The organism is Microtetraspora fusca (genome assembly GCF_001570365.1).
Classification (GTDB): Bacteria; Actinomycetota; Actinomycetes; order Streptosporangiales; family Streptosporangiaceae; genus Microtetraspora; species Microtetraspora fusca.
The window spans coordinates 70,240-94,586 of the sequence record NZ_BBYK01000056.1; the positions used below are offsets into that span (position 1 = coordinate 70,240).

19 protein-coding genes are annotated in these 24,347 nt (G+C 73.3%); 7 read left to right on the forward strand and 12 right to left on the reverse strand.

Translation table 11 applies throughout. The features are described from left to right. Positions 1-55: 55 nt before the first annotated feature. Genes AWQ68_RS25305 through AWQ68_RS25320 form a run of 4 tightly spaced genes read left to right on the forward strand, consistent with a single transcriptional unit; the run spans position 56 to position 5,180 of the window. Complete coding sequence (locus tag AWQ68_RS25305) at positions 56-1,642, forward strand: ABC transporter substrate-binding protein (protein WP_066944401.1); 1,587 nt, start codon at positions 56-58, stop codon at positions 1,640-1,642. Next, entirely contained in the window at positions 1,643-2,665 is a 1,023-nt protein-coding gene (locus AWQ68_RS25310; RefSeq protein WP_084464386.1) for an ABC transporter permease, read from the forward strand. Further along, positions 2,665-4,491, forward strand: coding sequence for a dipeptide/oligopeptide/nickel ABC transporter permease/ATP-binding protein (locus AWQ68_RS25315; RefSeq protein WP_066944403.1), 1,827 nt, complete (start codon positions 2,665-2,667; stop codon positions 4,489-4,491). The genes AWQ68_RS25310 and AWQ68_RS25315 overlap by 1 nt, the downstream gene beginning before the upstream one ends. Beyond that, positions 4,488-5,180, forward strand: a complete 693-nt coding sequence (locus AWQ68_RS25320) for an ABC transporter ATP-binding protein (protein WP_066944405.1) — start codon at positions 4,488-4,490, stop codon at positions 5,178-5,180. The genes AWQ68_RS25315 and AWQ68_RS25320 overlap by 4 nt, the downstream gene beginning before the upstream one ends. A 13-nt stretch (positions 5,181-5,193) precedes the next feature. Here AWQ68_RS25320 and menC read toward each other — a convergent pair whose 3' ends face one another. The 9 genes from menC to AWQ68_RS25365 form a co-directional block, all read right to left on the reverse strand. Next, positions 5,194-6,294 (reverse strand): o-succinylbenzoate synthase, encoded by a 1,101-nt coding sequence (gene menC, locus AWQ68_RS25325; RefSeq protein ID WP_066944407.1) that lies wholly within the window; start codon positions 6,292-6,294, stop codon positions 5,194-5,196. 62 nt (positions 6,295-6,356) lie between these two features. Then, the gene (locus tag AWQ68_RS25330) at positions 6,357-7,133 is read right to left on the reverse strand and encodes a GNAT family N-acetyltransferase (protein WP_066944409.1); all 777 of its coding nucleotides are present in this window, start codon (positions 7,131-7,133) and stop codon (positions 6,357-6,359) included. Further along, a complete protein-coding gene (locus tag AWQ68_RS25335; RefSeq protein ID WP_218007020.1) occupies positions 7,130-8,209 on the reverse strand; it encodes a M20/M25/M40 family metallo-hydrolase in 1,080 nt (359 codons plus the stop codon). The genes AWQ68_RS25330 and AWQ68_RS25335 overlap by 4 nt, the downstream gene beginning before the upstream one ends. 193 nt (positions 8,210-8,402) lie before the next feature. Further along, positions 8,403-10,211, reverse strand: a complete 1,809-nt coding sequence (locus AWQ68_RS25340) for a DUF2075 domain-containing protein (protein ID WP_245656082.1) — start codon at positions 10,209-10,211, stop codon at positions 8,403-8,405. A gap of 280 nt (positions 10,212-10,491) precedes the next feature. After that, the gene (locus AWQ68_RS25345; RefSeq protein ID WP_066944413.1) at positions 10,492-10,905 is read right to left on the reverse strand and encodes a nuclear transport factor 2 family protein; all 414 of its coding nucleotides are present in this window, start codon (positions 10,903-10,905) and stop codon (positions 10,492-10,494) included. Further along, on the reverse strand, positions 10,902-12,449 hold the full coding sequence (locus AWQ68_RS25350; protein ID WP_066944415.1) for a tRNA ligase subunit PheS family protein: 1,548 nt from the start codon (positions 12,447-12,449) through the stop codon (positions 10,902-10,904). The genes AWQ68_RS25345 and AWQ68_RS25350 overlap by 4 nt, the downstream gene beginning before the upstream one ends. Positions 12,450-12,452: 3 nt before the next feature. Then, complete coding sequence (locus AWQ68_RS25355; RefSeq protein WP_218007021.1) at positions 12,453-13,664, reverse strand: cupin domain-containing protein; 1,212 nt, start codon at positions 13,662-13,664, stop codon at positions 12,453-12,455. After that, a complete protein-coding gene (locus tag AWQ68_RS25360) occupies positions 13,661-14,821 on the reverse strand; it encodes an aminotransferase class I/II-fold pyridoxal phosphate-dependent enzyme (RefSeq protein ID WP_084464387.1) in 1,161 nt (386 codons plus the stop codon). The genes AWQ68_RS25355 and AWQ68_RS25360 overlap by 4 nt, the downstream gene beginning before the upstream one ends. Further along, positions 14,821-15,390 carry an EF-hand domain-containing protein gene (locus tag AWQ68_RS25365; protein ID WP_169808984.1) on the reverse strand — a complete coding sequence of 190 codons (570 nt, stop codon included), beginning with the start codon at positions 15,388-15,390 and terminating at the stop codon, positions 14,821-14,823. The genes AWQ68_RS25360 and AWQ68_RS25365 overlap by 1 nt, the downstream gene beginning before the upstream one ends. A gap of 127 nt (positions 15,391-15,517) precedes the next feature. Between AWQ68_RS25365 and AWQ68_RS25370 the strand changes: the two genes are divergently transcribed. Together AWQ68_RS25370 and AWQ68_RS25375 are read left to right on the forward strand one after the other, a co-directional pair. Next, complete coding sequence (locus AWQ68_RS25370) at positions 15,518-16,321, forward strand: inositol monophosphatase family protein (RefSeq protein ID WP_066944421.1); 804 nt, start codon at positions 15,518-15,520, stop codon at positions 16,319-16,321. A gap of 70 nt (positions 16,322-16,391) precedes the next feature. Next, a complete protein-coding gene (locus tag AWQ68_RS25375) occupies positions 16,392-17,720 on the forward strand; it encodes a nicotinate phosphoribosyltransferase (protein WP_066944423.1) in 1,329 nt (442 codons plus the stop codon). Positions 17,721-17,768: 48 nt separating this feature from the next. On the opposite strand, the gene AWQ68_RS25380 is transcribed toward AWQ68_RS25375, so the two are convergent. Then, positions 17,769-20,156, reverse strand: a complete 2,388-nt coding sequence (locus AWQ68_RS25380) for a glycoside hydrolase family 65 protein (protein ID WP_066944425.1) — start codon at positions 20,154-20,156, stop codon at positions 17,769-17,771. Between the two features lie 159 nt (positions 20,157-20,315). Here AWQ68_RS25380 and AWQ68_RS25385 point away from each other — a divergent pair, with 159 nt between their 5' ends. Then, positions 20,316-20,912, forward strand: coding sequence for a CBS domain-containing protein (locus AWQ68_RS25385; RefSeq protein WP_066944427.1), 597 nt, complete (start codon positions 20,316-20,318; stop codon positions 20,910-20,912). A 52-nt stretch (positions 20,913-20,964) separates the two neighbouring features. On the opposite strand, the gene AWQ68_RS25390 is transcribed toward AWQ68_RS25385, so the two are convergent. Both AWQ68_RS25390 and AWQ68_RS25395 read right to left on the reverse strand, forming a co-directional pair. Then, complete coding sequence (locus AWQ68_RS25390; protein WP_066944429.1) at positions 20,965-23,571, reverse strand: FtsX-like permease family protein; 2,607 nt, start codon at positions 23,569-23,571, stop codon at positions 20,965-20,967. Continuing rightward, a complete protein-coding gene (locus AWQ68_RS25395; RefSeq protein WP_066944431.1) occupies positions 23,571-24,293 on the reverse strand; it encodes an ABC transporter ATP-binding protein in 723 nt (240 codons plus the stop codon). Before AWQ68_RS25395 ends, AWQ68_RS25390 begins: the two co-directional genes overlap by 1 nt. Between the last annotated feature and the right edge of the window lie 54 nt (positions 24,294-24,347).

The window sequence follows — 24,347 nt, forward strand, 5'->3', positions numbered from 1 at the left end:
AGGATCGCCCGGAACCGGCGAATGTGGGGCATCTCCCCAGCTTCCAGGAGCCCCGATGAGAAACACACGAGCGGCGGCCGTGCTCGGCGCCCTCAGCCTGTTCGCCGTCGCCTGCGGCGGCAGCACGGACACCGGATCCGGCCGGAGCGCCGACGGCGGTACCTTCACCTTCGCGATCAACGCCGACCCCGGCGTGCTCGACCCGTCCATGGCCGTGCTCTCTGTGACCAACTCCGTGTTGTCGTTCGCCTACGACACGCTCGTCCACTACGGGCCCGACGGTAAGATCGTCCCTGGACTGGCCGAGAAGTGGGACGTCAAACCCGACGCGGTCACCTTCACCCTCCGCAAGGACGTCACCTGCTCCGACGGGTCCCCGCTCACCCCCGCGGACGTGGCCGAGAGCGTCAACCACATCACCGACCCCGCCACCAAGTCGCCGATCAACGGTGTGACCGTCCCCTTCGGCATGAAGGCCGAGGCGGACGACGCGGCGGGAACGGTGAAACTCTCCACGCCGAAGCCGTTCAGCTTCATCCTGGAGAGCACCCCGCTGATATTCGTCGTCTGCGGCAAGGGGGCCAAGGACCGCTCGGTGCTCGCCCACGGCACCTCGGGTTCCGGGCCGTACACGCTGACCGAGGCGGCTCCCAGCGACCACTACACGTTCCAGGTGCGCAAGGACTACGCCTGGGGACCCGGCGGAGCCACCACCAAGGAAACCGGGCAGCCCGCCAAGATCGTGCTGAAGGTCGTGCCGAACGAGCAGACCGCAGCCAACATGCTGATCTCCGGCGACATCAACGGCGCGGTCATCTACGGCGCGGACCGCGCGCGGCTTGAGGCGACTCCGGGCATCGGCAAGATGGTCATCTCGGCGGGCAACGGGCAGTTCTTCTACCACCAGGGCGAGGACCGGCCCGCCAAGGACCCGGCGGTGCGCAAGGCGCTCACCCAGGCGGTCAGCCTCAAGGAGCTCGCCGGGATCGCCTCGAGCGGCACCGGCCGCCCCGCCACCGGGCTGGTGCTGGACCCGCGGCCCTGCCCGGGTGACAGCGTCACCGGTCACGTCCCGGCCTTCGACGAGGCCGCCGCGTCCGCCGCGCTGGACGCGGCGGGTTGGAAGGCCGGCCCCGACGGTGTCCGGGTCAAGGACGGCCGCAAGCTGACCCTGCGCCTGCTCTACGGCACCACCAAGGGCGCGGGCGTGCAGGCCGCGGCCGAATACCTCGCGGCGGCGTGGAAGAAGGCGGGCGCCGACGTCACGCTGAACGGCGTCATCGACACCAAGCTGTCGGAGTCGCTGACCACCACCCAGGACTGGGACGTCATCTGGCTGCCGATCGGTGTCACGCTGCCCTCGCAGCTCGAAGGATTCCTGTCCGGCCCGGCCGCGCCGAAGGGCGCCAACTTCGCCCACCTGGCCAACGACCGCTACGAGAAGCTCGTGACCGAGGCCATCGGCAAGCCGGGCGAGGAGGGCTGCAAGCTCTGGCTGGAGTCGGAGTCCGCGCTGTTCGAGGACGCCGACCTGGTGCCCGTCGTGGAGAACACCGTGCTGGTCGCCAGCAAGAACGCGAAGTTCGACATACTGGCGGGCTCGGTCGTAGCGACCTCGATCCGGATGACCGAGGCGGGCTGAATGGCGGAGTCTCTGCGCCCGTCCGCCGCCGGCCCGTCCGCCGAGGGCGGGCGGGCCGCTCGGCGGACGCTCGCCGGCCGGGTCCGTAACGGGTTCGTGCTGCGGCGCGTCGTCCGGTTCGTCGTCTCCCTGGCCGTGCTGCTCGTCGCGTCCTTCGCGATGATGCACCTGATCCCGGGCGACCCCGTACGCGCCTCGCTCGGCCCGGCCGCGCCGGTCGAACTCGTCGCCGCCAGGCGGGCGGCGCTCGGGCTGGACGAGCCGATCCTGTCCCAGCTCCTGTCCTACGTACGCAACGTGCTCAGCGGGGACTTCGGCACGTCGTTCCTCAGCGGGGAGCCGGTCCGGGAGATCATCGCCTCCCGGCTCCCCAACACCCTCGGGCTCGCCCTGATCGCGACCGTCGTGGCGCTGCTCGTGGCCGTGCCGCTCGGCATGTGGGCCGCGATCCGCACCGAGAACGGCCGCAACCGGGGCACCGAGGTGACCTTCACCTCGGCGACCGGCGCGGCCGTCGCCGTTCCCGAGTTCCTCTACTCGATCGCCCTGGTCACCGTGTTCGCGATCGGACTCCGCTGGTTCCCTCCCGCGGGCAAGGCGGGACCGGTGTCCTACATCCTGCCGATCCTCTCCCTGTCCATCTCGCCGACGGCGATGATCGCCCGCATCTCCCGCGTGGAGACCCTGCGCGAACTGGGCTCCGACTACGTCCGGCTGGCGCGGGCCAAGCGGCTGCCCGCCGCCCGGCTGTACTTCCGGCACGTCCTGCCCAACACGCTCACCGCGACGCTGACCGTGGGCGGCCTGCTGCTCACCGCTCTGATCGCCGGGAGCGTGCTCGTCGAGTACGTCTTCGCCTGGCCGGGCCTGGGACTGCGGATCGTGGAGTCCATCACCCAGAAGGACTATCCGGTGGCCCAGGGCGTGATCCTCGTCTACGGCGCGATCGTGCTGGTGGTGAACCTGCTCGTCGACCTGCTGCTCGGGGTGCTCGACCCCACCTCCAAGCTGAAGGAGACCTGATGCGTCACCTGCTGCGGACCCCCGCCGGGATCGCCGGGACCCTCCTGGTCGCGCTCATGGTGATCCTGGCGATCGCCGGGCCGCTGATCTGGGGAGCGGAGGCCGAACGCATCGACTCCGCGGCCATCCTCCAGGGCGCCTCGGCCGCGCACCCGCTCGGCACCGACAACCTGGGCCGCGACATCCTCGCCCGGGTGCTGGTCGGCGGACGGCTCTCGCTCGGCCTCGCCCTGATCGCCACACTCATCGGCGCGGTGGCCGGCGTCCTCCTCGGCGCGCTTCCCTCGGTGCTGCCGCGTAGGGCCGCGCGCCTGGTCACCGGTACGGTCAACGCGCTGGTCGCGTTCCCCGGCCTGCTGCTCGCGATGTTCACCGCGGTGATCGCGGGTCTCGGCGCGCGCGGCGCCGTGCTGGGCATCGGCGCCGCCCTCGCCCCCGGATTCGCCCGGCTCACCCAGACGCTGGCGGCCTCCGTCGCCGGTGCCGACTACGTGTCGGTCGCCCGCATGCTGGGCGTCTCCCGGTGGCGGGTCCTGACCAGGCACGTGCTGCCCAACATCGCCGAGCCGCTCATCCTCAATCTCACCCAGGCGCTGGGCGGCGCTCTCATCGCGCTCGCCGGGATGTCCTTCCTCGGTCTCGGCGTGCAGCCGCCCTCGTTCGACTGGGGACGGCTGCTCTTCGACGGCTTCGGCCGGATCTACGCCACCCCGGCCGTCGCCCTCGGCCCGGCCGCCGCGATCGCGCTCGCGGGCATCGGTTTCAACCTGCTGGGAGACGTCCTGGCACGGGCGGCGTCGCGCCGTGCCACGCCGCCCGGTGAGGCCGCCGGACGACCCGTACCCGAGGTGGGCGAGCTCGGCGAGCCCGACCAGGACGCGGTCCTGGAGGTGCGGGACCTGACCGTCGCCTTCCCCGGCGGCGTCACGCCGGTGCGCGGGCTGTCCCTGACCGTCGCGCCCGGCGAGATCGTCGGCCTGGTGGGGGAGTCCGGCAGCGGGAAGAGCCTGACCGCGTCGGCGATCGGCGGGCTGGTGCCGTACCCGGGAGAGGTGAGCGCCAGGCGGCTGCGGCTGTGCGGCGCCGACCTCGACGAGCTGCCGGAACAGGAACGCCGCAAGCTGCTCGGGACGTCGCTGGCGATGGTCTTCCAGGACCCGATGGCCTCGCTCAACCCGGCGCTGCGCATCGGCGGGCAGCTCGCCGAGGTGGCGACCGTCCACCAGGGCGCGAGCCGGACCGAGGCCTTCGCCCGGGCGGTGGACCGGCTGGAGCACGTGCGCATCCCGGAGCCCGCCGCGCGGGCGCGGCAGCACCCGCACGAGCTGTCCGGCGGCATGCGGCAGCGCGCCGTCATCGCCATGGGCCTGATGGGCGAGCCGCGGCTGATCATCGCCGACGAGCCGACCACCGCCCTCGACGTGACCGTGCAGCGGGAGATCCTCCGGCTGCTGCGCGAGGTGACCGACGAGACCGGCGCGGCCACCCTGTTCATCTCCCACGACATCGCCGTCATCGGCGAGCTGTGCCACCGCGTCGTGGTGATGTACGCGGGCCGGGTGGTCGAGGAGCTGCCGGTCGAGGGGCTGGCCTCGGACGCCGCGCACCCCTACACGCGGGCGCTGGTCGCCTCGCTGCCCGACATGGAGACCGACAGGTCGCGGCCGCTGGCGAGCATCCCCGGCCGGCAGCCGTCTCCGGCGGAGGTGCCCGACGGATGCGCCTTCGCGGACCGCTGCGAGCTGGCGAGCGCCAAGTGCGCCGAGCTGCCGCCCCTGATCCCGTACCGCGCGGGGCACCGCGTCGCCTGCTGGGAGGCTAAGTGATCATCAAGAACCTGACCGTCCGGTTCGGCTCCTTCACCGCCGTGGACGACGTCACCCTGGAGATCCCCGACGGCGCGATCGTCGGCCTGGTGGGCGAGTCCGGGTCGGGCAAGTCCACGCTGGCGCGTGCGGTGAGCGGGCTGGTGCCGTACACGGGGGCCGTCGAGGGGGTGGACCCGGGCCGGGTGCAGATGGTCTTCCAGGACCCGCTCACCTCCCTCGACCCGCGTATGACGGTCGGCGCGTCGGTCGCGGAGGGCCTGCGCCTGCCGCGGGCCGCCCGCCAGGCGGAGGTGGAGCGGCTGCTGACCCTGGTGTCCCTGCCCGTCTCGCTCGCGGGGCGCTACCCGCGCGAGCTGTCCGGGGGCCAGCGGCAGCGGGTGGCGATCGCCCGCGCGCTCGGCGCCCGGCCGGCGCTGCTGATCGCCGACGAGATCACCTCCGCCCTGGACGTCTCCGTCCAGGGCGCGGTGCTCAACCTGATCCGCTCGCTGCGCGAGGAGATCGGGCTGTCGATGCTGTTCATCTCCCACAACCTGGCCGTGGTGCGGTACGTCTCCGACGTGGTGGCGGTGATGCACCGGGGCAGACTGGTCGAGGCGGGGCCGGCCGAGGAGGTGGTGAAGGCGCCCGCGGACGCCTACACCCGCTCCCTCCTCGACGCGGTTCCCCGCCTCGCGCGAAGCTGAGAAGCTCCGGAAACTATCTGCTGATCCATTCGGTGGAGGTGGTGACCTCGTCCAGGATGTCCGGGACGGGGTCCACCCCGATGCCGGGCCCGGCCGGGACGTCCAGGTGGCCGTCCCGCAGCTCGAACGGCGTGGTGATGTCCGTCGCGAAGTAGCGGCGCGAGGCCGAGGTGTCGCCCGGCAGCGTGAAGCCGGGCAGGGCGGCCAGCGCGACGTTGGCGGCGCGGCCGATGCCCGTCTCCAGCATCCCGCCGCACCACAGGGCGACGCCGTGGGCGCGGGCCAGGTCGTGGATGCGGCGCGCCTCCAGGTAGCCCCCGATCCGGCCCGGCTTGACGTTGATGATCGAGCACGCGCCCAGCGTGATGGCGGCCGCGGCGTGCTCGGCCGACTCGATCGACTCGTCCAGGCAGATCGGGGTGGAGACCCTGCGGGCGAGCGCGGCGTGCTGGACCATGTCGTCGTTGGCCAGCGGCTGCTCGATGAGCAGCAGGTCGAAGGCGTCCAGCTTGGCCAGGTGCGGGGCGTCGGCCAGCGTGTACGCGGCGTTGGCGTCGACCTGGAGCAGCAGGTCAGGGCCGAACCGCTCGCGTACGGCGCGGACCGGCTCCAGGTCCCAGCCCGGCTCGATCTTCAGCTTGATCCGGACGTAGCCCTCGGCCACGTAGCCCTCGACGGCGTCGAGCAACTCGGGGATCGAGTTCATGATGCCGACCGACACCCCGCAGGGGACCCGCTCACGGGTCGCGCCGAAGAACGCCGCGAACGACTCGCCGCGGGCCCGGAGCTGGGCGTCCAAGACCGCGGTCTCCAGCGCGGACTTGGCCATCCGGTGCCCCTTGAACGGCGCGAGCGCCCGGCCGGCGGCCTGGGCGTCGGCGTGGGCGGGCAGCGCCGGGATGAGGAAGCGGCGCATGACCTCGGCCGCGCCGTCGACGTACTCGGAGGAGTAGAGCGGCCGTGACATGGCCGAGCACTCGCCCCACCCCTCGGCCTCGGGCGTGACGACCCGCACGAGCAGCACGTCGCGCGCGGTCTCCGTCCCGAACGAGGTGCGGAACGGCGCGACCAGCGGCATCGCGATCCGCCGAAGCTCGATTCCAGTGATCTTCATGGTGGTGTGCGGCGTCTCGCCGCGTCTCCTTCCGGTAGGACCGTCGCCGCGCAGGGCCGCGATCAGACGGTGCGTTCCACGATGTAGCACGTTCTCCGGTGGAAACCGGTGATCCGGGCCCCCTCCTCCAGCAGGCCGCCGAGCACCTCGCGTACGGCGTGCCGCCACGCCTTGGCCGCGCCGGGGTCGGTGCGGCGCAGGCTCTCGATGTCGTCCGGCACCGCCACGAGGACCGTCCCCGCGTCCGTCCGGCCGAGGACCGGCCGCCCGTCCACGTCGGCCAGCCCGACCGCCGCGTCCGCGGGGACCGCAGGCTCGTACGGCTCCCGCCGTACGGCGGCGAGCACGAGCGGATCGGTCAGCCGCCAGACGGCGAGCATCCGGTCCGACTCGTCCCCGGCGTTGATCGCGTCCTCCATGACGCCGTAGAACGACGGCAGGTACTCCTCCGGGCGGGCGCCGAGCTTGGCCAGGTTGAAGTAGGCGTTGCGGCGCACGAGGGGGTCGTAGGTCCAGGTGATCCGCTCGATGCCCCGTTCGAGCGCCCAGGCCCGCTGATGTGTCTTGAGCGCGAACCCGATCCCACGGCCGGCCGCGGCACCGGTGACGTGCGAGTGCAGGACCCGCCCCGCCGGGGCCCCCAGGAAACCGACCGAGGCGCCGGCCAGCCGGCCGTCCTCGTAGACCCCGGCCACGTAGTTGCCCGCGTGGGACAGCGCCCGCATCAGCTCGACGCTGATGGGCGCCCCGCCCGGCTCGGGATGCCAGATGTCGTCGAAGAGCCGGTAGACGTCCTCGAACTCCTGGATGCTGTGCAGCTCCCGCGGCGCGGCGGTCATGCGAGCACCGCCCGGATCAGCTCGGCCAGCAGCCGGGTGCGGCCGGGCATCTCCGCGACGAGCGCGTGCTCGTGCGCCGCGTGCGCGCCGCCGCCGACCGCGCCGAGTCCGTCGAGCGTGGGACAGCCGACGCCCGCGGTGATGTTGCCGTCGGAGGCGCCGCCCACGGCCGCGCCCCGCAGCGGGGGCAGGTCCAGGCCGTCGGCGATTCGGCGGGCCAACTCGAACAGCCCCGCCGACGAGGCGTCCTCCAGCGGCGGGCGGTTCGGCCCGCCGCTCACCCGCAGCCGGGTTCCGGCCACGCGCGGGGCCAGCGCCCGTACCAGCTCGTCCACCCGCTTCTGCTCCTCGACCGTGGGGACGCGCACGTCCACCGCGACCGAGGCCAGGGCGGGCACGGTGTTCATCGTGCTCCCGGCGGACACCAGGGTCGGCGTCACCGTGGTCGCGCCGTCGCCCATCGCGCTCAGGGCGAGGATCTGGTGGGCCAGCTCGACCGCCGCGTTGGCCCCCGCGTGCGGTTCCAGGCCCGCGTGCGCGGCCTTCCCCAGCACCGTGAGCTCGTAGGCGGAGATCCCTTTGCGGGCGGTCTTGAGCGCGCCGCCGTCGGCGCTCGCCTCCAGCACGAACGCGGCCGAGCAGCCGCGCGCCGCGTCCTCGATCAGCGCCCGCGAGGTGGGGGAGCCGAGCTCCTCGTCACCCGTGATCAGCAGGCACACCCCTTCGGGGGAGGGCAGCGCGGCCAGCGCGTGGAAGGCCTGCACCAGCCCGGCCTTCATGTCGAACACGCCCGGTCCCCGGGCGACGCCGTCCCGCACCGACCAGGGGTGCTCGCGCAGCGACCCGATCGGCCACACCGTGTCGTGGTGCCCGACGAGCAGCACGCGGGGACGGCCGAAGGTCCACCGCAGGTGGCTGACCCCGTCGATCACGATCGTCTCCGGGGGCGTCCCGAGCCGGCGGGCCCCCTGCTCGGCGACCACGGCGGCGCTGCGGGCGACCGCCTCGTGGTCGGCGGAGAAGGACTCGCAGACGACGAGCTCCTCCAGATCCTGGAGCATCAGGTCGAGGTTCACCGCGGGCACCCCCGCCGGGCGATCCGGGCGCGGTGATGAAGACCAACGGACAACGCGTACCAGCCCTCCGGTCGATGTTTACCGCCACGGTATGAGAAGGGCCGGTCGGGGAATTCGTCCGTTTTTCCGAAGACCGCCGAGCTGTTCGTCCGTTCGTCCAAGATCGCCGGCGAGGCTCGGGCCCCGCCGGGGCCTATCGCTCCAGCAGACCGGCGATGAAGTCCTGCGTATCGGGATCGACCGAATAGATCGTCGTGCCGACCATGCCGCGGGTGAGCAGCACCTTGTAGGTGTTGCGGATCAACCGGTCCGCCTGCTCGTCCGTGACGGACCTCTTCGTCAGCGCGGGATCCCTGCTGGCGGCACGTACGGTGACCAGTCGTCCGTCGCGGTAGACCAGGTCGGGGCCGATGATGACGCCGTTCCAGTCGTACTCGAAGCCCTGGGCGGTGTACACGCAGCCGACCTGCTCGAAGCCGCCGTCCATGGTGGCCCACAATGCGCTGGCCGGGGCGTTTCCGACCGACCGGTCGCCCTTGGCGTTCCACGGCTTGGACCACTCGCCGATCCGCACGTCCGTGACCAGGGCGTCCTCGACAGGGTCGCTCCAACGCCAGCAGTAGCCGGCCGTCATCCGGGCCGAGTAGCCGTCCTGGAGCTTGCCGCGCAGCAGCGCCTCCAGTTCGTACGGCGACTCGGCCGGCGTGATGTCGAAGTGGTCGTCGCCCTTCCACGGCTCGGGGTTGCGGCCGTCCAGGCCGAGCAGGCACAGGACCCATTCCTCGTACACACGGCTGCCCCCACAGCGGTACTGCGCGTCAAGGTCGATCCGGTGGACAGCCAGGCCGAGGGACGCGGCATGGGCCGTGATGTCGGCGACGCTTCCGGTCTCGCCCGGCCGCACCACCTGGTGCTCGTCCAGGAGGAAGACCGGCACGCGGGCGGCGGCGATCAACTCGTCGAGCTGGGGACGCCCGGTGCGCTGGGCGGCCTTGGTGAAGCGGTTGGCCGATGTCTCCCGGATGCGGTGGGCCTCGTCGCAGATGAGCACGTCGAGGTCGTTGGGCGTGGCCGTCATGAAGTTGTTGAAGTATTTGAACATCGCCTTCATCCGCGTGGACCCCTTGGCCACGTGGCGGCGCATGGTCTCGGTGAAGGACCGTGACCCCGTGGCGTGGTGCGTCGCGTAGCCGCGCCCGGCCAGCTCGCCGAGCAGCGACAGGGCGATGACGCTCTTGCCCGAGCCCGGACCGCCGGTGACGATCACGACTTCCTTGGAGTTGGCCACACGGGCCTTCTCCACCGCGTGCAGCACCATCTCGTAGGCCAGGCGCTGCTGATCCAGCAGGACGAACTGGCCGCGATTCTTGATCTCGGCCGCGGCGACCGCCAGCAGCTGCTTGGACGGCCTGATCCTTGAGGACAGCAGCCGGTCGGCGGCGCCGGCGCCGGACTCCGGAGCGAACTGCGCCTTGAGGTAATCGAGGAACGCGCCCCGGCGGGTCTTACTGAACAGGCGGGTGCGCTCGTCCTCGACCTTGTCGTAGAGGTCGCGGATATCCGGATCGCCGGCGTTGTGAAGGTAGGCGACGCCGCGGACCGCGTCGCGCCGGTCCTCGAGGGCGCTGACGAAGTCGGCGAGGTAGTCGCAGTAGCCGCGCACCTGGGTCACGGGGTGGAGCTTGGGGCAGGCGCCCAGACCGGAGACGAGGACCAGTTCCGGGTCGTCCTCGTACAGCTCCGCCTGGCTCCACTGCTTAAGTTCGACGATCACGTACGCGTCCCCGCCGCCGCGCCGGTCCACCCCCGCGAGGATCACGTCGGCGCGCTTGCTCGTGAGGGGCAACTGGTACTCCACGAGCATCTCGACGTTGCCGAGCCCGGCGTCGACCAGGTCGCGGGCCAGAACGGGCAGGCTGCGGTCCCATGACCTGCGCTCGCTCCTGCCCGGATTGATGCCATGGGTGGAGCGCAGCGTCTCGGCGATCACCTCGCTCAACACCCTCTCCGGCATCGACGCGAGCTGGACCAGACTTTCCGCCGAGTGCCGAATGACGGCCACGGACCTACCCCCAGGCAGCACGAAGGACTCGTGCGGTATGGGGGCGTGTCCGCTCTCAGGCGAGCAGCGGAAGCCCGTCGGGCCGCATCAACCGATACGCCGGGAAGATTACAGTGATCTACCGACGGAAGTCAGCCCGATGACCGTGCGCCGACCTCGCCCGACGGCGGAGGTCCGAGCAGGCGAGCCCGGGTTCCGCCGGCAGGCGGGGCGTCCGGGGTCAGGATGAGGGACGCCAGGAGGTGCCTTCGCCCTTCTCCGCCTCGTAGGCGGGGCGCGCGGTGACGGTGTCGTAGATGATGTGCAACGCGGCGATCCGGCCGTCGTCGGCGAGTTCGAGGACGTCGACGCATTCGAAGTCGGCCGGCTGGCCCGAGGGCAGCGTCCAGTCGAACTGGAACCAGATGGTGACGATCCGGCCGCCGCTCGTCGCGGCCCCCTCGGCCGCGCCGAGGAGGTTGAGCTTGGCCCGGCCCGTGTCCGCGAACAGTTCGGGATAGAACTCGGTGGCCGGGATCGGCCCGTACAGGGGCGAGTGCACGATCGCGCCGGGACGGTACAACGCCAGGACGGCGGGCAGGTCGCCGCGCGCCAGGGCGTCGAGGTAGGTCTCGGCGAGCTCCTTCGGGGTCATGCGGGTCGGGTCCTTTCTCCGCCGCTGAGGCGGTCCAGCGTGTCGAGGTCGAGGGTCAGCGCGGCGACGCCGTCGGGCAGGCGGAGGCGGCGCAGGACGGCGGGATCGAGTTCGCCCGCCTCGCCGACCGAGGTCCCGTCCACGGTCAGGCGGGCCCACCGATCGCCGTGCCAGGGCCAGGCGCTTCGCGTGCCGCCCGGCCCGCCCTCGGTCCGGAGGCGCAGGCCCCAGTGAAGGCCCACCGCGTGACCCGCGGTGACGGCGGCGTGCCAGTCGCCGCCTGTCAGGGCCGCCGCCAGGTGATGGGGCTGGGCGGGGATCGCCGCGTCCAGGGCCGCCAGCTCCTCCGGGCGCGGCGGGCTGCCCGCGGGCAGCGGCGGCGGGTGGAGGCCGCCGGGCGGGCGCGGGAAGACGGCCCCCTGCTCGAACACCATCAGGCCGCCCGGAGAGCGCCGCGCCCGTAGCTCGGCGAGTACGCCGGGGAGCAGCGAGGTGCGCAGCGCGGCCGGGTACCCGTCGAGGGGGTTGGCGACACGCAACTGGGCGCGGTGCGGGTCGTCCGGCGGCAGGCCGAACGCGTCCCAGACGGCCGGGTCCAGGAACGGGAAGGTCTGGGTCTCCGTCCAGCCGGCGGCGGTGAGCGCGTGTGCCGCCGCCTGCCGTCGCCGGAACGGCGACACCGGCTCCGCCCGGGCGAGAGCGCCCGGGACGCGCGCCCGGTTCGCCGCCGGGCGAGGCGGGGCGAGAAGGGGCTCGCCCGCCCGTGCCGCCGCCGGGCGAGGGCGGTCACTCGGGACGTCCGCCCGCACCGCGGCCGGGCGAGGCCGGTCGTGCCCGAGTACGTCGCGGATGTCGCGCAGCCCGTGGCGCAGCATCAGCGTGCGTTCGACCCCCAGGCCGAAGGCGAAGCCCGTGTGGCGGCCCGGGTCGACGCCGCAGGTGGCCAGCACACGCGGGTGGACCATGCCGCAGCCCGCCCACTCGATCCAGCCGTCCTCGCACAGGTCGCATCCTCCGCCCCGGCAGGTCGGGCAGCGCACGTCCGCCTCCGCCGACGGGTCGGTGTAGGCGAACCAGTGCGGGCGCAGCCGTACCGGCGTGCTGTCCCCGAACATCGCGGCGGCCAGGTGCCCGAGCGTGGCGCACAGGTCGTCCATCGTCAGCCCTTCGGCGACGGCCAGCCCCTCGGCCTGGTGGAAGACGGGGCTGTGCGTGGCGTCCGGCGGATCGGGACGGAAGACGCGGCCGACCGTCACCATGCGGAGCGGCGCGCGGTGGCCGAGCATCGCACGCACCTGCACGGGTGACGTGTGGCCGCGCAGCACCAGGCCCGACGGCCCGCCGCCGGAACCGTGGATGGAGAAGGTGCCGTCGGCGGAGCGGCTGGGGTGGTCGGCGGCCATGTTGAGCGCGTCGAAGTTCAGCCACTCGGCCTCGACCTCGGGTCCCTCGGCGACGCGGTATCCCTCGCCGGCGAGCAGGTCCACGATCTCCTCGGCCAGGGCCGCCACCGGATGGCGGGCGGCGGCCGGACGGTCGGCCATGGGTCAGCGCCCTTCGAGGACCCAGGCCGCGATGCGGTTGTGGACGAGGTCCATCTGGTCCCAGGCCCGGCGGCAGATCGCCACGAGCCGGGGGATCTCCGAGGGAGGCATCGTGGCCAGCCGGTGGCGCCCGAGCTCCCGGTGCTCGTCGTCGGCGACGGCGTGCAGGGCGAAGAAGTCGTCGCCTGCGGCGTCCCGGGCGCACACGTCAGAGGCGGTGGAGTCGCCGCACATGCCGGAGGGGGCGGAGTCCCGGCCGTACACGTCGGAGGCGGCCCCTCCGAACAGATGGCCGCTGGTCTCGACGACCATGTGGACCAGGACGATCTTCTGGGCCTCGTCCAGCTGGTACATCTGGGCGACGAACCAGGTGCAGACCGCGTCCAGCACGGGGTCGTCGACCTCGTCGAGGACGCCGTAACGGTCGCGCAGCAGCCGGTCGTGGCCGTACTCCTCACGCAGGTGCGCCTCGTACTCCTCGCGCAGGACGGGATCGACGCAGACGGCCTGGCGGGCGAGCAGCATCCGCTGGAAGTGGCGCGACCACACGTGCAGCGCCGCGACGAAACGGGCGCGCATCCGCGGATCCTTCCGGAGCCGGCCGGTGCGCAGCAGCCGGAACAGGTCGTTGCCGGTGTGCCGCTCGGCGAGGGAGGCGTTGATCTCCTCCAGCTCCGCGAGCGACGCCGGGACGTCGGAGCCGTCCGGGACCGCCTCCACGATGTCGTCCACTGCGCCGCCCACTGCGTCGTCCGCGGTGTCGTCCATGTCGTCGGCGAACGACACCCGGGGCGCGAGCTCGTCCTCGTACAGGCCGGCGCCCTCGAACTGCACGGACAGGCCGTGGAACTCCTGGCCCGGCTCGGTGCGGAACCCGTGCGCGCATCCGGGAGGCACGCACACCACGTCGCCTTCGGAGAGTGGTCGTTCCCGCTCTCCCAGCAGCCGCACCGATCCCCGGCAGACGATGATCATCGAACTCGTCGGGTGGCTGTGCACGGCCAGCTCCTCGCCATCGCGGAGCCGTACCCACGCGAAGGACGGCCGTCCGTAGTCGGGCAGGAACGCCGATAGGACGGGGTGGCGCCGGAAGTCGCGCTGCTGCCCGAGCCGGTGCACCTCCCCGTCGACCACGACCGAGGTGATCGGCCGGATCTGCGCGCGTGCGACGGAGGTCACGGATGTGACGGCGTCCGTCGTCGCCATTGTGGTCATGTGGGTCCTTCTCTTTCGTCTATGTGGACGCCGTTCTCGGCGAGGACGGCGAGGAGCCGGTCGTTGTCGGCCGGTTCTCCGACCGAGAAGCGCAGGCGGCCGCGCCAGCCCATCGGGTCGGGCAGGACGGCCAGGCCGGCGGCGCGCAGCCGTCCGGCGACCTCGGACGCCGGGCGCTCCGTGCGCACGGTCACGAACCCCGCCGCCGCGCCGACCCAGAGGATGCCGGGGCAGCGGCGCAGCCCTGCGGCGAGCCGATCGCGTTCCGCCGTGAACATCTCGACGCCGCGGCGCAGGGCCGCCGGATCGGCCAGCGCCGCGGCCGCTTCCGCGGCCACCGGGGCCGGGAGCGCGAAGGGCAGGCGGGCCCGCCGCAGCGCGGCGACGATCCCGGGCTGCGCGAGCACCGCCCCCAGCCGCAGCCCGGCCAGCCCGAGCGCCTTGGACATGGAGCGGACGACGACGAGGTTCGGATGGCGGGGGACGAGGTGCCGGTGGGAGGCGCGGCCGGTGTACTCCACGTAGGCCTCGTCCACCACCACGAGGCCGTCGTAGGCGGCCAGCAGCCGCTCGACCTCGCCTTGACGCAGCGACGTCCCTGACGGGTTGCCCGGATCGCACAGGATGACGCCGGCCGCCCCCGAGCGGGCCAGCGTCGGGACGTCCAGCCGGTCGTGCCCGGGACCGAGGAGCGGCCCCCGCAGCCGCTCGACCTCGTGGACGGCGGCCAGCTCGTCGAAGAGCGCGAAAAACGGCGGCGTGACCGCCACCGCGTCCGCGCGGGGTTCGAAGAAGGCGCGGAACACCAGGTCCAGGGCGTCACCGGCGCCGCGGGTGAGCAGGATCGTCTCCGGGCCCCAGCGCCAGTCCTCAGGCGGAGCCGCCGCGGCGGCTCCGTGGCCCTCGAGGACGTCGAGCGCATCGGCGTACAGGCCGACCAGCGGGCGGTTCGTGTTGTCGGGGTAGCGCCGGTGCGGGCCGGCGAACGGGTTCTCGTTGTCCCTGAGGTTGACCAGGCCCTCGTCCTCGGGACGCGACTCGAACAGGAACGAGGGGCGGAGCGACCTGATCGCCCTCCGGGCGGGCCATCCGCCCCCTTCAACCGCGGCCCGCCGCGCTCCGGGCGCGGCGGGCGTGGGTCCGGCCGGTCCGGCCATCAGCGGGCGGGCGCCGTCAATCCGTGGACGGGGATGTCGGAGCGCGCCGACGTGTAGTAGTCCACGATGGTCGCGGCCCAGACGTCCACCGGGACCAGGCCGTCGCCCGACTCGTCCAGGTCGGCGAAGAGCCTCTCGACGTTGGCCTTGGCGAACCCGACCGTGGTCATGAGCGTGACGAAGTCGTCGAGCTCGATGAACCCGTCGTCGTTCCGGTCCGCCAGGGCGGCCAGCGACTCCGCGTAGCCGACGACGGTCTCCCGGGCCTCGACGGGTGCTCCGAGCCGTGCCATGTACTCCTGCGGGCTGATCCGGCCGTCGCCGTCGGTGTCGAGCGCCGCGAGCAGGCCCTCCCAGTAGCGCCGGTGTCCGGCCAGGACCGCCTGCCCCTTCCGCGACCCCTCCGGCTCGTCCATCGCCGCCAGGACGTCGGCGGCCAGCCGTTCGAAGTCGTCACTCTCCAGGTATCCGTTGCCGTCGGCGTCGAGCATCCGGAACCGGAATCGCAGCCGCTCCAGCACGCCGGGGCTCGCCTCGGTGCCCGACATGTGCGCAGGTTCGTAAGACATACGACCTCCCATCGCTTTGCGCGTTCATGAAGATACATTGAGTGACCGTTGACGGAGTGTGATCGCGCGCTAAAGGCGGGAGTCCCCGGACGCGGGCCGTCCCGGCGGCCTGTCTATCCTGCGCATCATGTTGATCACAGATGAGGAGCTGGCCCTCGCGGCGGCGGAGGCGGGGGCGGCCGTCGTGCGCGCCATGTACGGTTCGTCACCGGTGCGCGTCCAGAAGGCCGCCGGCGACTTCGCCACGGCCGCCGACATCGAGGCGGAGCAGGCGATCCTCGACGTCATCCGCGCCGCCCGGCCGGACGACGCCGTGACCGGCGAGGAGAGCGGACGTACGGGATCGGCCGGCGCGGGACGGATGTGGCTGGTCGACCCGCTGTGCGGCACGCTCAACTACGCCGCGCGGACCATGCTGGTCGCGGTGAACGTCGCCCTGCGCGTCGGCTCGGACGTCACCGCGGCGGCCTCCGCCGATCCGTTCGCCGACGAGGTGTTCTGGACGGACGGCGACCGCGCCTACGTCCGCCGCGACGGCGTGGACGAGAGGCTCGCGCCGTCGTCCGGTTCCCGGCTGGTGGACGTCAATCTCGATCCGCCGTTCCCGAACGCGCCGGGCTTCCAGGCGGCCCGCCTGCTCTGCGACCCGCGGTTCGTCGAGCGGTTCCGCCCGCGCGTCGTGTCCACCACCCTGGCGGTGGCCTGGGTCGCCGCCGGCCGGCGCGCCGCGTACGTCACCGACGGCCACCTGCGGGACAGCGTTCACTTCGCGAGCGGGATCGCGCTGTGCCAGGCCGCCGGATGCGTGGTGACCGACCTGCGCGGCGAGCCGCCGCACACCGGAGCGGGCGGGCTGGTCGCGGCGGCCGACCGGGAGACGCACGCCGCGCTGCTGGAACTCATCGGCGACCAGCGGTCGCCCGATCGGTGACGCCGGTGCCCCGCCCCTGATCGGAGCCTCGTCCGTGCCTGTCCACCTCGTGGGTGGGCAGGGGAGTGGCATGCCGGGTGGACTGCTGACCGACATGTACGAGCTGAACATGGCGGCGAGCTACCTGCGGCACGGCATGACGGACCAGGCGACCTTCAGCCTGTTCGCCCGCCGCCTGCCCGCGGGCCGGGGCTTCCTGGTCGCCGCCGGGCTGGAGGACGCCCTGGACTTCCTCGAGAGCTTCGCGCTTGAGCCCGAGGATCTCGCCTACCTGCGTGAAGTCCAGGGGTACGACGCCGAGACGCTCCGCGCGCTCGCCGGCCTGCGGTTCACCGGGGAGGTCTGGGCCGTCCCCGAGGGGCGCGCGGTCTTCGCGGGCGAGCCGCTGCTGGAGGTGACCGCGCCGATCGCCGAGGCGCAGCTCGTCGAGACCGTCCTGCTCAACCACCTGACCTTCCAGACGAGCGTGGCCTCCAAGGCGGCCCGCTGCGTGCTCGCCGCCGACGGAGCGCGGCTGATCGACTTCGCGTTCCGTCGTACGCAGGGGATCGAGGCCGGCGTCGCCGTGGCTCGGGCGACCGCGATCGCCGGGTTCGCGGCCACCAGCAACGCGGAGGGCGCCCGGCGGCACGGCCTGCCCGCCTCAGGGACCATGGCGCACTCTTACGTCCAGGCGTTCCCGGACGAGGAGGCGGCGTTCGCCGCCTTCGCGGCGGACTTCCCCGACCGGACGACGTTCCTGGTGGACACGTACGACACGGTCGCCGGTGTGCGGACCGCCGCCGAGGTGGCGCGGCGGCTGGAGCTCGCGGGCAGCGCCGTGGGCGTGCGCCTGGACTCGGGCGACCTGGCCGACCTGGCCGTGCGGGCGCGCCGGCTGCTGGACGCCGCCGGGCTGCGGCAGGCGGTGATCGTGGCGAGCGGAGGGCTGGACGAGTACGCGATCGCGGACCTGGTACGGGCCGGGGCCCCGATCGACGCGTACGGCGTGGGCACCAGGGTCGGCGTCTCGGCCGACGCGCCCTCGCTGGACACGGCCTACAAGCTGGTGGCCTACGGCGACCGCCCCGTGATGAAGCTCTCCCCGGGGAAGATGACGCTGCCGGGGGCGAAGCAGGTGTTCCGCGGGCCGCGCTCCGACGTGATCGCGCTGCGCGAGGAGGCCCCGCCGCCCGGCTGGCGGCCGCTGCTCGTCCCCGTGGTGGTCGCGGGCCACCGGGTCGCTCCTCCCGAACGCATCGGGGTGATGCGCGACCGCTGCATGAGCGAGCTGGCCCGGCTGCCGGCGCCCGTCCGGGTCCTGCGCGCGCCCGGCACGGTCCCCGTGGAGATCAGCCCCCGGCTGCGGCGGCTCCAGGACGACCTCGTACGGACCCTCCGTGGGCGCGGCCCGGCGTGATCATCGGGCCCACGGGACTCGAAGGCGCCTGACGCCCGGACGCCTCGGTCAGCGTTCTTCGCCGCTCGCGGGCAAGGGGAACGTGCGGCTCTCGCCGCGCCGCAGCCGCACGTGGCGTCCGGTCACGGCGACGTCCAGCGTGGGCGGCCCGTCGTCGGCCCGGGTGATCCGCACCTGGGCGGGGCCGGCCTCGATCGCCAGCTCCGCGCCGCGATAACGCAGGCACAGCGACAGCATGGTGAACCGCGCGGGGAGCACGGGGTTCAGATGCAGCCCGTCGTGCCGGGGTTCGAGGTCGAGGTAGCAGCGCTCGACCAGGTCCACCGTCCCCGCCATCGCTCCCAGGTGGACGCCCTCGGCGGTGGTTCCGCCCTGGACGTCGTTCAGGTCGCCGGTGAGCGTCTCGGTGAAGAACCGCCACGATCCGGCGCGGTCGGCACGGGCCAGCACCCAGGCGTGGACCACCGCGCTCAGCGTGGAGCCGTGGCTGGTGCGCGAGAGGTAGTGGCGCACCGTGCGGCGGACCATGTCCGGCGCGATCGGATAGCCCAGCCGTTCCAGGATCCGCCGCAGCTCCCCGGCCGTGAGCAGGTAGAAGAGCATGAGCACGTCGGCCTGCTTGGACGCCTGGTAGCGGTTGGTGCTGTCCCCCTCCGCGTCCAGCGCCCGGTCCAGCCGCCGTACGCCGGCGTAGCGCTCCCAGTCCAGCTCGGCCAGCTTCTCGTAGCCGCTGAACTGGCTGATGACGCCGTCGGGGAGGAAGTCCACCCGCATCAGGCGGCTGATCTCCTCCCAGCGCTCCGTCTCGGCGTCCGTCAGATCGAGGCGGCGGCGCAGCTCCTCACGGGCGCGGCGGGGCAGCAGGTCGAGCGTCTGCCGGGCGCGCAGCAGCAGCCACACCGTCATGATGTTGGTGTACGCGTTGTTGTCGAGCCCGGGGGAGGCCGCGCCCGGATAGCCGTCGTGGTACTCGTCCGGCCCCATCACCCCGTGGATCTCGTACCGGCCGGACAGGGGGTCGAGCCGGGCAAGGGATGCGAAGAAACGGGCGGTCTCCACCAGCAGGCAGGCGCCGGTGCCGGCCAGGAACTCCATGTCGCCGGTGATCGCGTAGTGCAGCCAGGCGTTGTAGCCGACGGCCAGGCCCACATGGCGCTGGAGCCGCGAGTTGTCCGGGTGCCACCGCCCGGAACGGGGGTTGAGATGGAACCGCTGGGTCTCGTCCCGTCCGTCGCTGCCGCTCTGCCACGGGAACATCGCCCCCCGCAGGCCCAGTGCGCGGGCGGCCGCCCGCGCCTCCGGCAGCCGCCGCAGCCGGTAGCGCAGCACACCCCGGGCGATCTCCGGGAAGCGCAGGCTGAGCCACGGCAGCACGAACAGCTCGTCCCAGAAGACGTGCCCCCGGTACGCCTCGCCGTGCAGGCCGCGCGCGGGCACGCCGACGTCGAGATCGGCCGTGTGGGGCGAGAGCGTCTGCAGGAGGTGGAAGGTGTTGAGCCGGATGTCCCGCTGGATGTGGGCGCGCATCACCTCCAGCCGGGCCCGCTCCCACAGCCCGTGCCAGGCGGTCGCGTGCCGTTTGAGCAGGGTGGCGAAGCCCGGCGCGCGGCGGGCCGACCGCACCGCGCCGGACCAGGCGTCCGCGACGGCGTGGTCCTGGGACGTCACCAGCGCGACGGTCTTGGTGACCGTCACCGGTCGGCCCCGTTCCAGCGCCAGGACCCGCGTCTCGGTGACGCGGTCGTCGCTCCGGTCGATCTCCGGCTGTCCTCCGCACTCCGGCGGAGTGGCGCGCAGGCGCGCGGCGAGGACGACCTCCACGCCCGAGGAGCGGGTCCGCGCGCGCAGCCAGGTCAGCGCGCCCTCGATCCCCGTCGCGTGGCCGGTCAGGTGGTCGCCGCGCAGCTGGCGGTACCGGGGCACGCCGCCGTTGACGACCCTGCCGTCCAGGGCGGACGCCACGCGCAGCGGGCCGGACCAGTCCTCCGCCGTGAAGGTCGTCTCCAGCGCGGCCAGGAACGGGTCGGCCATGGAGACGAGGCGGCGCTGCCGCACCGAGGTGACGCGGCCGTCCGCGTCGCGGAAGCGGAGCCGCCGGTGCAGGACGCCGTGCCGCAGGTCCAGCTCCTGCCGGTAGTCGAGCAGGTCGGCCGAGCGCGGGGAGAACCAGGCGCCGTCCGGGGTGGCGAAGGTCAGCGGCAGCCAGTTCGGCAGGTTCACCAGGTCCTCGTTGGTCACCTGGTGACCGGCGACGGAGGAGGTGAGCCGGTTGTAGCAGCCCGCGACGTAGGTGCCCGGGTAGTGGACGCCGTCGGCCGCCGACTCCGGCGCCGCGCCCCGGGTGGCGAAGCGGCCGTTGCCCAGCGTGCACAGCGCCTCCCGGCGCCCCTCCTGGTCCGGGTCGAACCCCTCGTACACCAGGGACCACGGATTCACCCCCGTTTTCACCGGTGCTCCTTCCCATACGGCCGGGCGACCCCGCCGCGTCCGCCCGCCGGGTCCCGTACGGGTGACGTACGGGTGACGTATGGGTACGCGGGACGGCGTAACGTCGGAAGTGTCATCCGAACATGATCGAGACGTGGGGCGATCGCCATGCTCGTCGCGGAGATGATGACGACCCCGGTGGTGTCGGTACCTCGTACGTGGAGTGTGAAACAGGCGGTCCGCCTGCTCTACGAACAGGACATCACGGCCGCGCCCGTGGTGGACGAGCGGGGGCGCATGGTGGGGATCGTCAGCGAGATGGACCTGCTGCGCGCGGAGTTCGAGACGGACCCGGGATCCTACCGCCGTCCCGCCGCCGAAGCGGGCTCGCGGCCGTCCGTGGGCGTCGCGGACGTCATGACGACCGCCGTGCGCACGGTCCAGGAGGACGCCGACATCCTCGACCTCGCGGCGCTGATGATCACGATGGGCGTGAAGAGCGTGCCGGTGCTGCGCGGCGACGAGCTGGTGGGCATCGCCAGCCGCCGCGACCTGATGGGAGTTCTCGCGGAGGGGGACGAGCGGATCCGCGACGACGTCCTCGCCGCGTTGCGCGACTCCACTGAGACGGCGGGGTGGCGGGTGGCCGTGCACGACGGGCTCGTGGAGCTGTCCGGCGGCGACGCGGACGAGCGGTCGGCGCGGATCGCCGAGCTCATCGCCGGCACGGTGCCGGGCGTCGCCGGCGTCACGCTCACCCGGTGACCCGCGCCCGCCCGGCCGGCGGGGGCCGCGAAACGCCCCCGCCGGCCGGAGTTCAGCCGCGGACCCGGTCGGCCGGCCTGCCCGCGAGGGCGGCACGGGCGGGGAGCAGGGTCGCGGCGAAGGCCAGGCCCAGCGTGGCGGCCACCATCGCGGCCAGCACCGCCGGCCGCACGTGGGGGATCGCCGAGCCCGTCAGCCCGTAGCTCACCGCCGCCAGCGTGGGCACCGCGATCGCCGTGCCGACGACCAGCGCGACGCCGCCGACCAGCAGCGCCTCCCAGCGGATCACGCCGAGCACCTGGCGGCGGGTGCCGCCGACCAGGCGGAGCAGCGCGAACTCGCGCACCCGCCCGGCCGTCGCCATGACCAGCGTGTTGACCACCGAGATGGCGATGAACACGATGATCAGGCCGAGCGCGAGCAGGTTGACCCAGTCGTTCAGCTCCGCCGCCGCGTCCCGGTCGGCCTTGGCTCCCGCGCGGTCCGTCACCGTCAGCCCCGGGCTCACCGCGGCGAGGCGGCTCCGGACCGACCCGTCGCCCACGACGAGGAGCCGGTCGGCCATGCCGGAGGCGGTGTGGGCGCGCACCAGGTCGTACGGCAGGGCCACGTCGCCGAAGCCGAGCCCTCTGTCGTAGACGGCCACCACCGTCGGCGTGATCGGCGTGCCGTCGCCGAGGCGCAGCCGCACCCTGTCGCCGACCGACGCGCCGAAGGAGCCCGCGGCGAGCGTGCTCAAGGCAACCGTCTTCCCGGCGTCCCCGCGCAGCCGGTCCAGCGACCCGGCCCGGACGTCCAGGTCGAGCCCGTGCGCCGGGACGGTGAGCCCGAGCGCGCCGTACGGGCGCAGCGTGGGCTCGCCCAGCTCGTCGAAGTGGCCGATCACCCGGGTGTCGATCACCTCGGTCACCCCGGCGACCCCGGGGAGCGCCCGTACGGCGTGGGCGGCGTCCGCCGGCACCCCCGGCCCGGCCGAGCTCACCACGTAGTCGGCCCGCATGCCCTCGGCGGCCTGCCGCTCGGTCGCGTGGCCGATCGTCGACTGGGTGAAGACGGTGGTGCCGGCGAAGGCCAGCATCAGGGTGAGCGGGCTGACCACGGCGGCCAGACTCCTGGCCCCGGTACGGGTGTTCGCGACGGCGAGGTAGCCGCCCACCCGCGACGCCCGGCCGAGCGCGCCGCCCACCAGCGCGACCGCGACCCGGACCAGCCACGGTCCCAGCAGCGCGGCGGCCACGGTGAGGAGGATCACGATGCCGCCCGCGCTCATCGCCGCCGTCTCGCCGGTCATGAACATCGAGAGACCGCACAGAGCCGTGCCCAGGGCCAGGAAGACCAGCCCGGTGACGGCGCGGACGCGGCCCAGCGCGCGGGGCTCGGCCGCGGCCTCGCCCAGCGCCTCGGTCGGGCGGATCCGGGTGGCCCGCCGCACGGCTCCCCGGGCCGACAGCCAGGCCGTGGCCGTCCCCAGCGCCACGGCGACCAGCATCGGCACCGGTCCGACCGTGAGCGGGAAGGCGTCCGGGATCATCCCCTTGGAGACGAGCTCGCCGAACATCCACCGGCCCGCGGCGACGCCCGCCGGCACGCCGGCCGCGCTCGCCACCGCGCCGATCAGCAGCGCCTCCTTGCCGGTCATCGACCGGACCTGTGCGGGGGTGGCGCCGATCGCCCGCAGCAGCGCGATCTCCCGCCCGCGCTGGCGCAGGGCGAGCCCGAACGTGCCGGCGACCACGAAGGCCGCCACCATGACCGCGATGCCGCCGAGGCTGCCGCTGAGCACGACGAGCGTCTCCCTGGCCGCCGAGGACCGCGGCTCCTCGCCGAAGCCGCGCTCGTCGCCCGCGTACGTCACCGGACCGGCCGCGGCCGGCGCGTCGCCGCCCTTCCGACCGCCCTTCAGCCCCAGGGAGACGCGGCCCGTCGCGTTCTCCGACCTCGGCAGCGCGGCGTCGATCCTGTCCTTCAGCCGTTCGGGGTCGCCGGAGCCGAACACCCCGAACGCGGACACCCGGCCCTGATGGCCGAACAGCTCGGCCGCCCGCGGCGCGGAGAAGAAGACCGCCGGCTGCCGGGCGACGCCGGAGCCGGAGCCGGCGATGCCGGCCACCGTGTAGGCGCGGAGGCCGTCCCGGCCCAGCACGCGCGCCGTCGTGCCGACCTTCAGCCGCGCCGCGTCCGCCAGGACGGCGTCGAGGACGATCTCGTCGGGCGAGGCGGGCGCGCGTCCGGCGCGCAGCGTGTACGGCGTGAGCCGCGCGGACTCCCACCCGTGGCCGTAGACGCTTCCGTGGACGGCGCGGCCGTCCGCGTCCAGCAGCCCGACCGGGAAGGTCAGGTCGGGCACGACCTCCCGCACGCCGGACACCTTCGCGAGGTCGGCGGCCAGCGAGGCCGGGATCGTCGTGGGCTCCTCCAGCGGCACGCTCTCGGTCACCTCGATCGGGCCGTCCTCCTTCTTGAGGATCGAGGTCGACTGCGGTCCGGCCACCACGACGGGGGCGGCGCCGTACCGCTCCGGCCGGATCTGGGCGCGCAGGCCGGTCTCCATGAGCACCCCGCAGGCGGTGACCAGGACGGCGGCGAACAGCAGGGCGAGGACGGAGCCGACCAGCGACGGCAGCCGGCGGCGCATGGTGGCGAAGGCGAGGCCGAGCATCACACGGCCGCCATCGACCGGCCGAGGGCGGACATCCGCCGCGCGATGGCGTCGGAGGTGCCGGAGCGGACGGTGTCCACGATGACGCCCTCCGCCAGGAAGAGCACCTGGTCGGCGTAGGCCGCCGCCACCGGGTCATGGGTCACCATCACCACGGTCTGGCCCATGGCGTCCACCACCTGGCGCAGCAGGCCGAGCACCTCGGCGGCCGTCGTGCCGTCGAGAGCGCCGGTCGGCTCGTCGGCGAAGACCACCTCGGGCCGGGTCACCAGCGCGCGGGCGAGCGCCACCCGCTGCTGCTGGCCTCCCGAGAGCTGGGACGGCCGGTGCGCGACACGGTCGCCGAGCCCGACCCGCCGGACGACCTCGTCCAGCCAGGCCCGGTCGGTCCGCCCTCCGGCCAGCCGGAGCGGCAGCGTGATGTTGTCGGCGACGCTGAGCGAGGGGATCAGGTTGAACGCCTGGAAGACGAAGCCCGCCTTCTCCCGCCGCAGCTCGGTCAGCCGGGTCTCGCCCATCCGCGACAGCTCCACGTCGCCCAGGTGGACCGTGCCCGACGTCGGCGTGTCCAACCCGGCCGCGCAGTGCAGGAACGTGCTCTTGCCCGACCCCGACGGCCCCATCACGGCGGTGAACCCGCCCCTGGGCAGCCCGACCGTCACACCGCGCAGGGCGTGCACCTCGTGCGCTCCCCGCCGGTACGTCTTCGTCACCGCATTCATGCGAATGGCAGGTGATGCCACCTGAATCCCCCGTTTGTCCCGAGTTCTGATTAC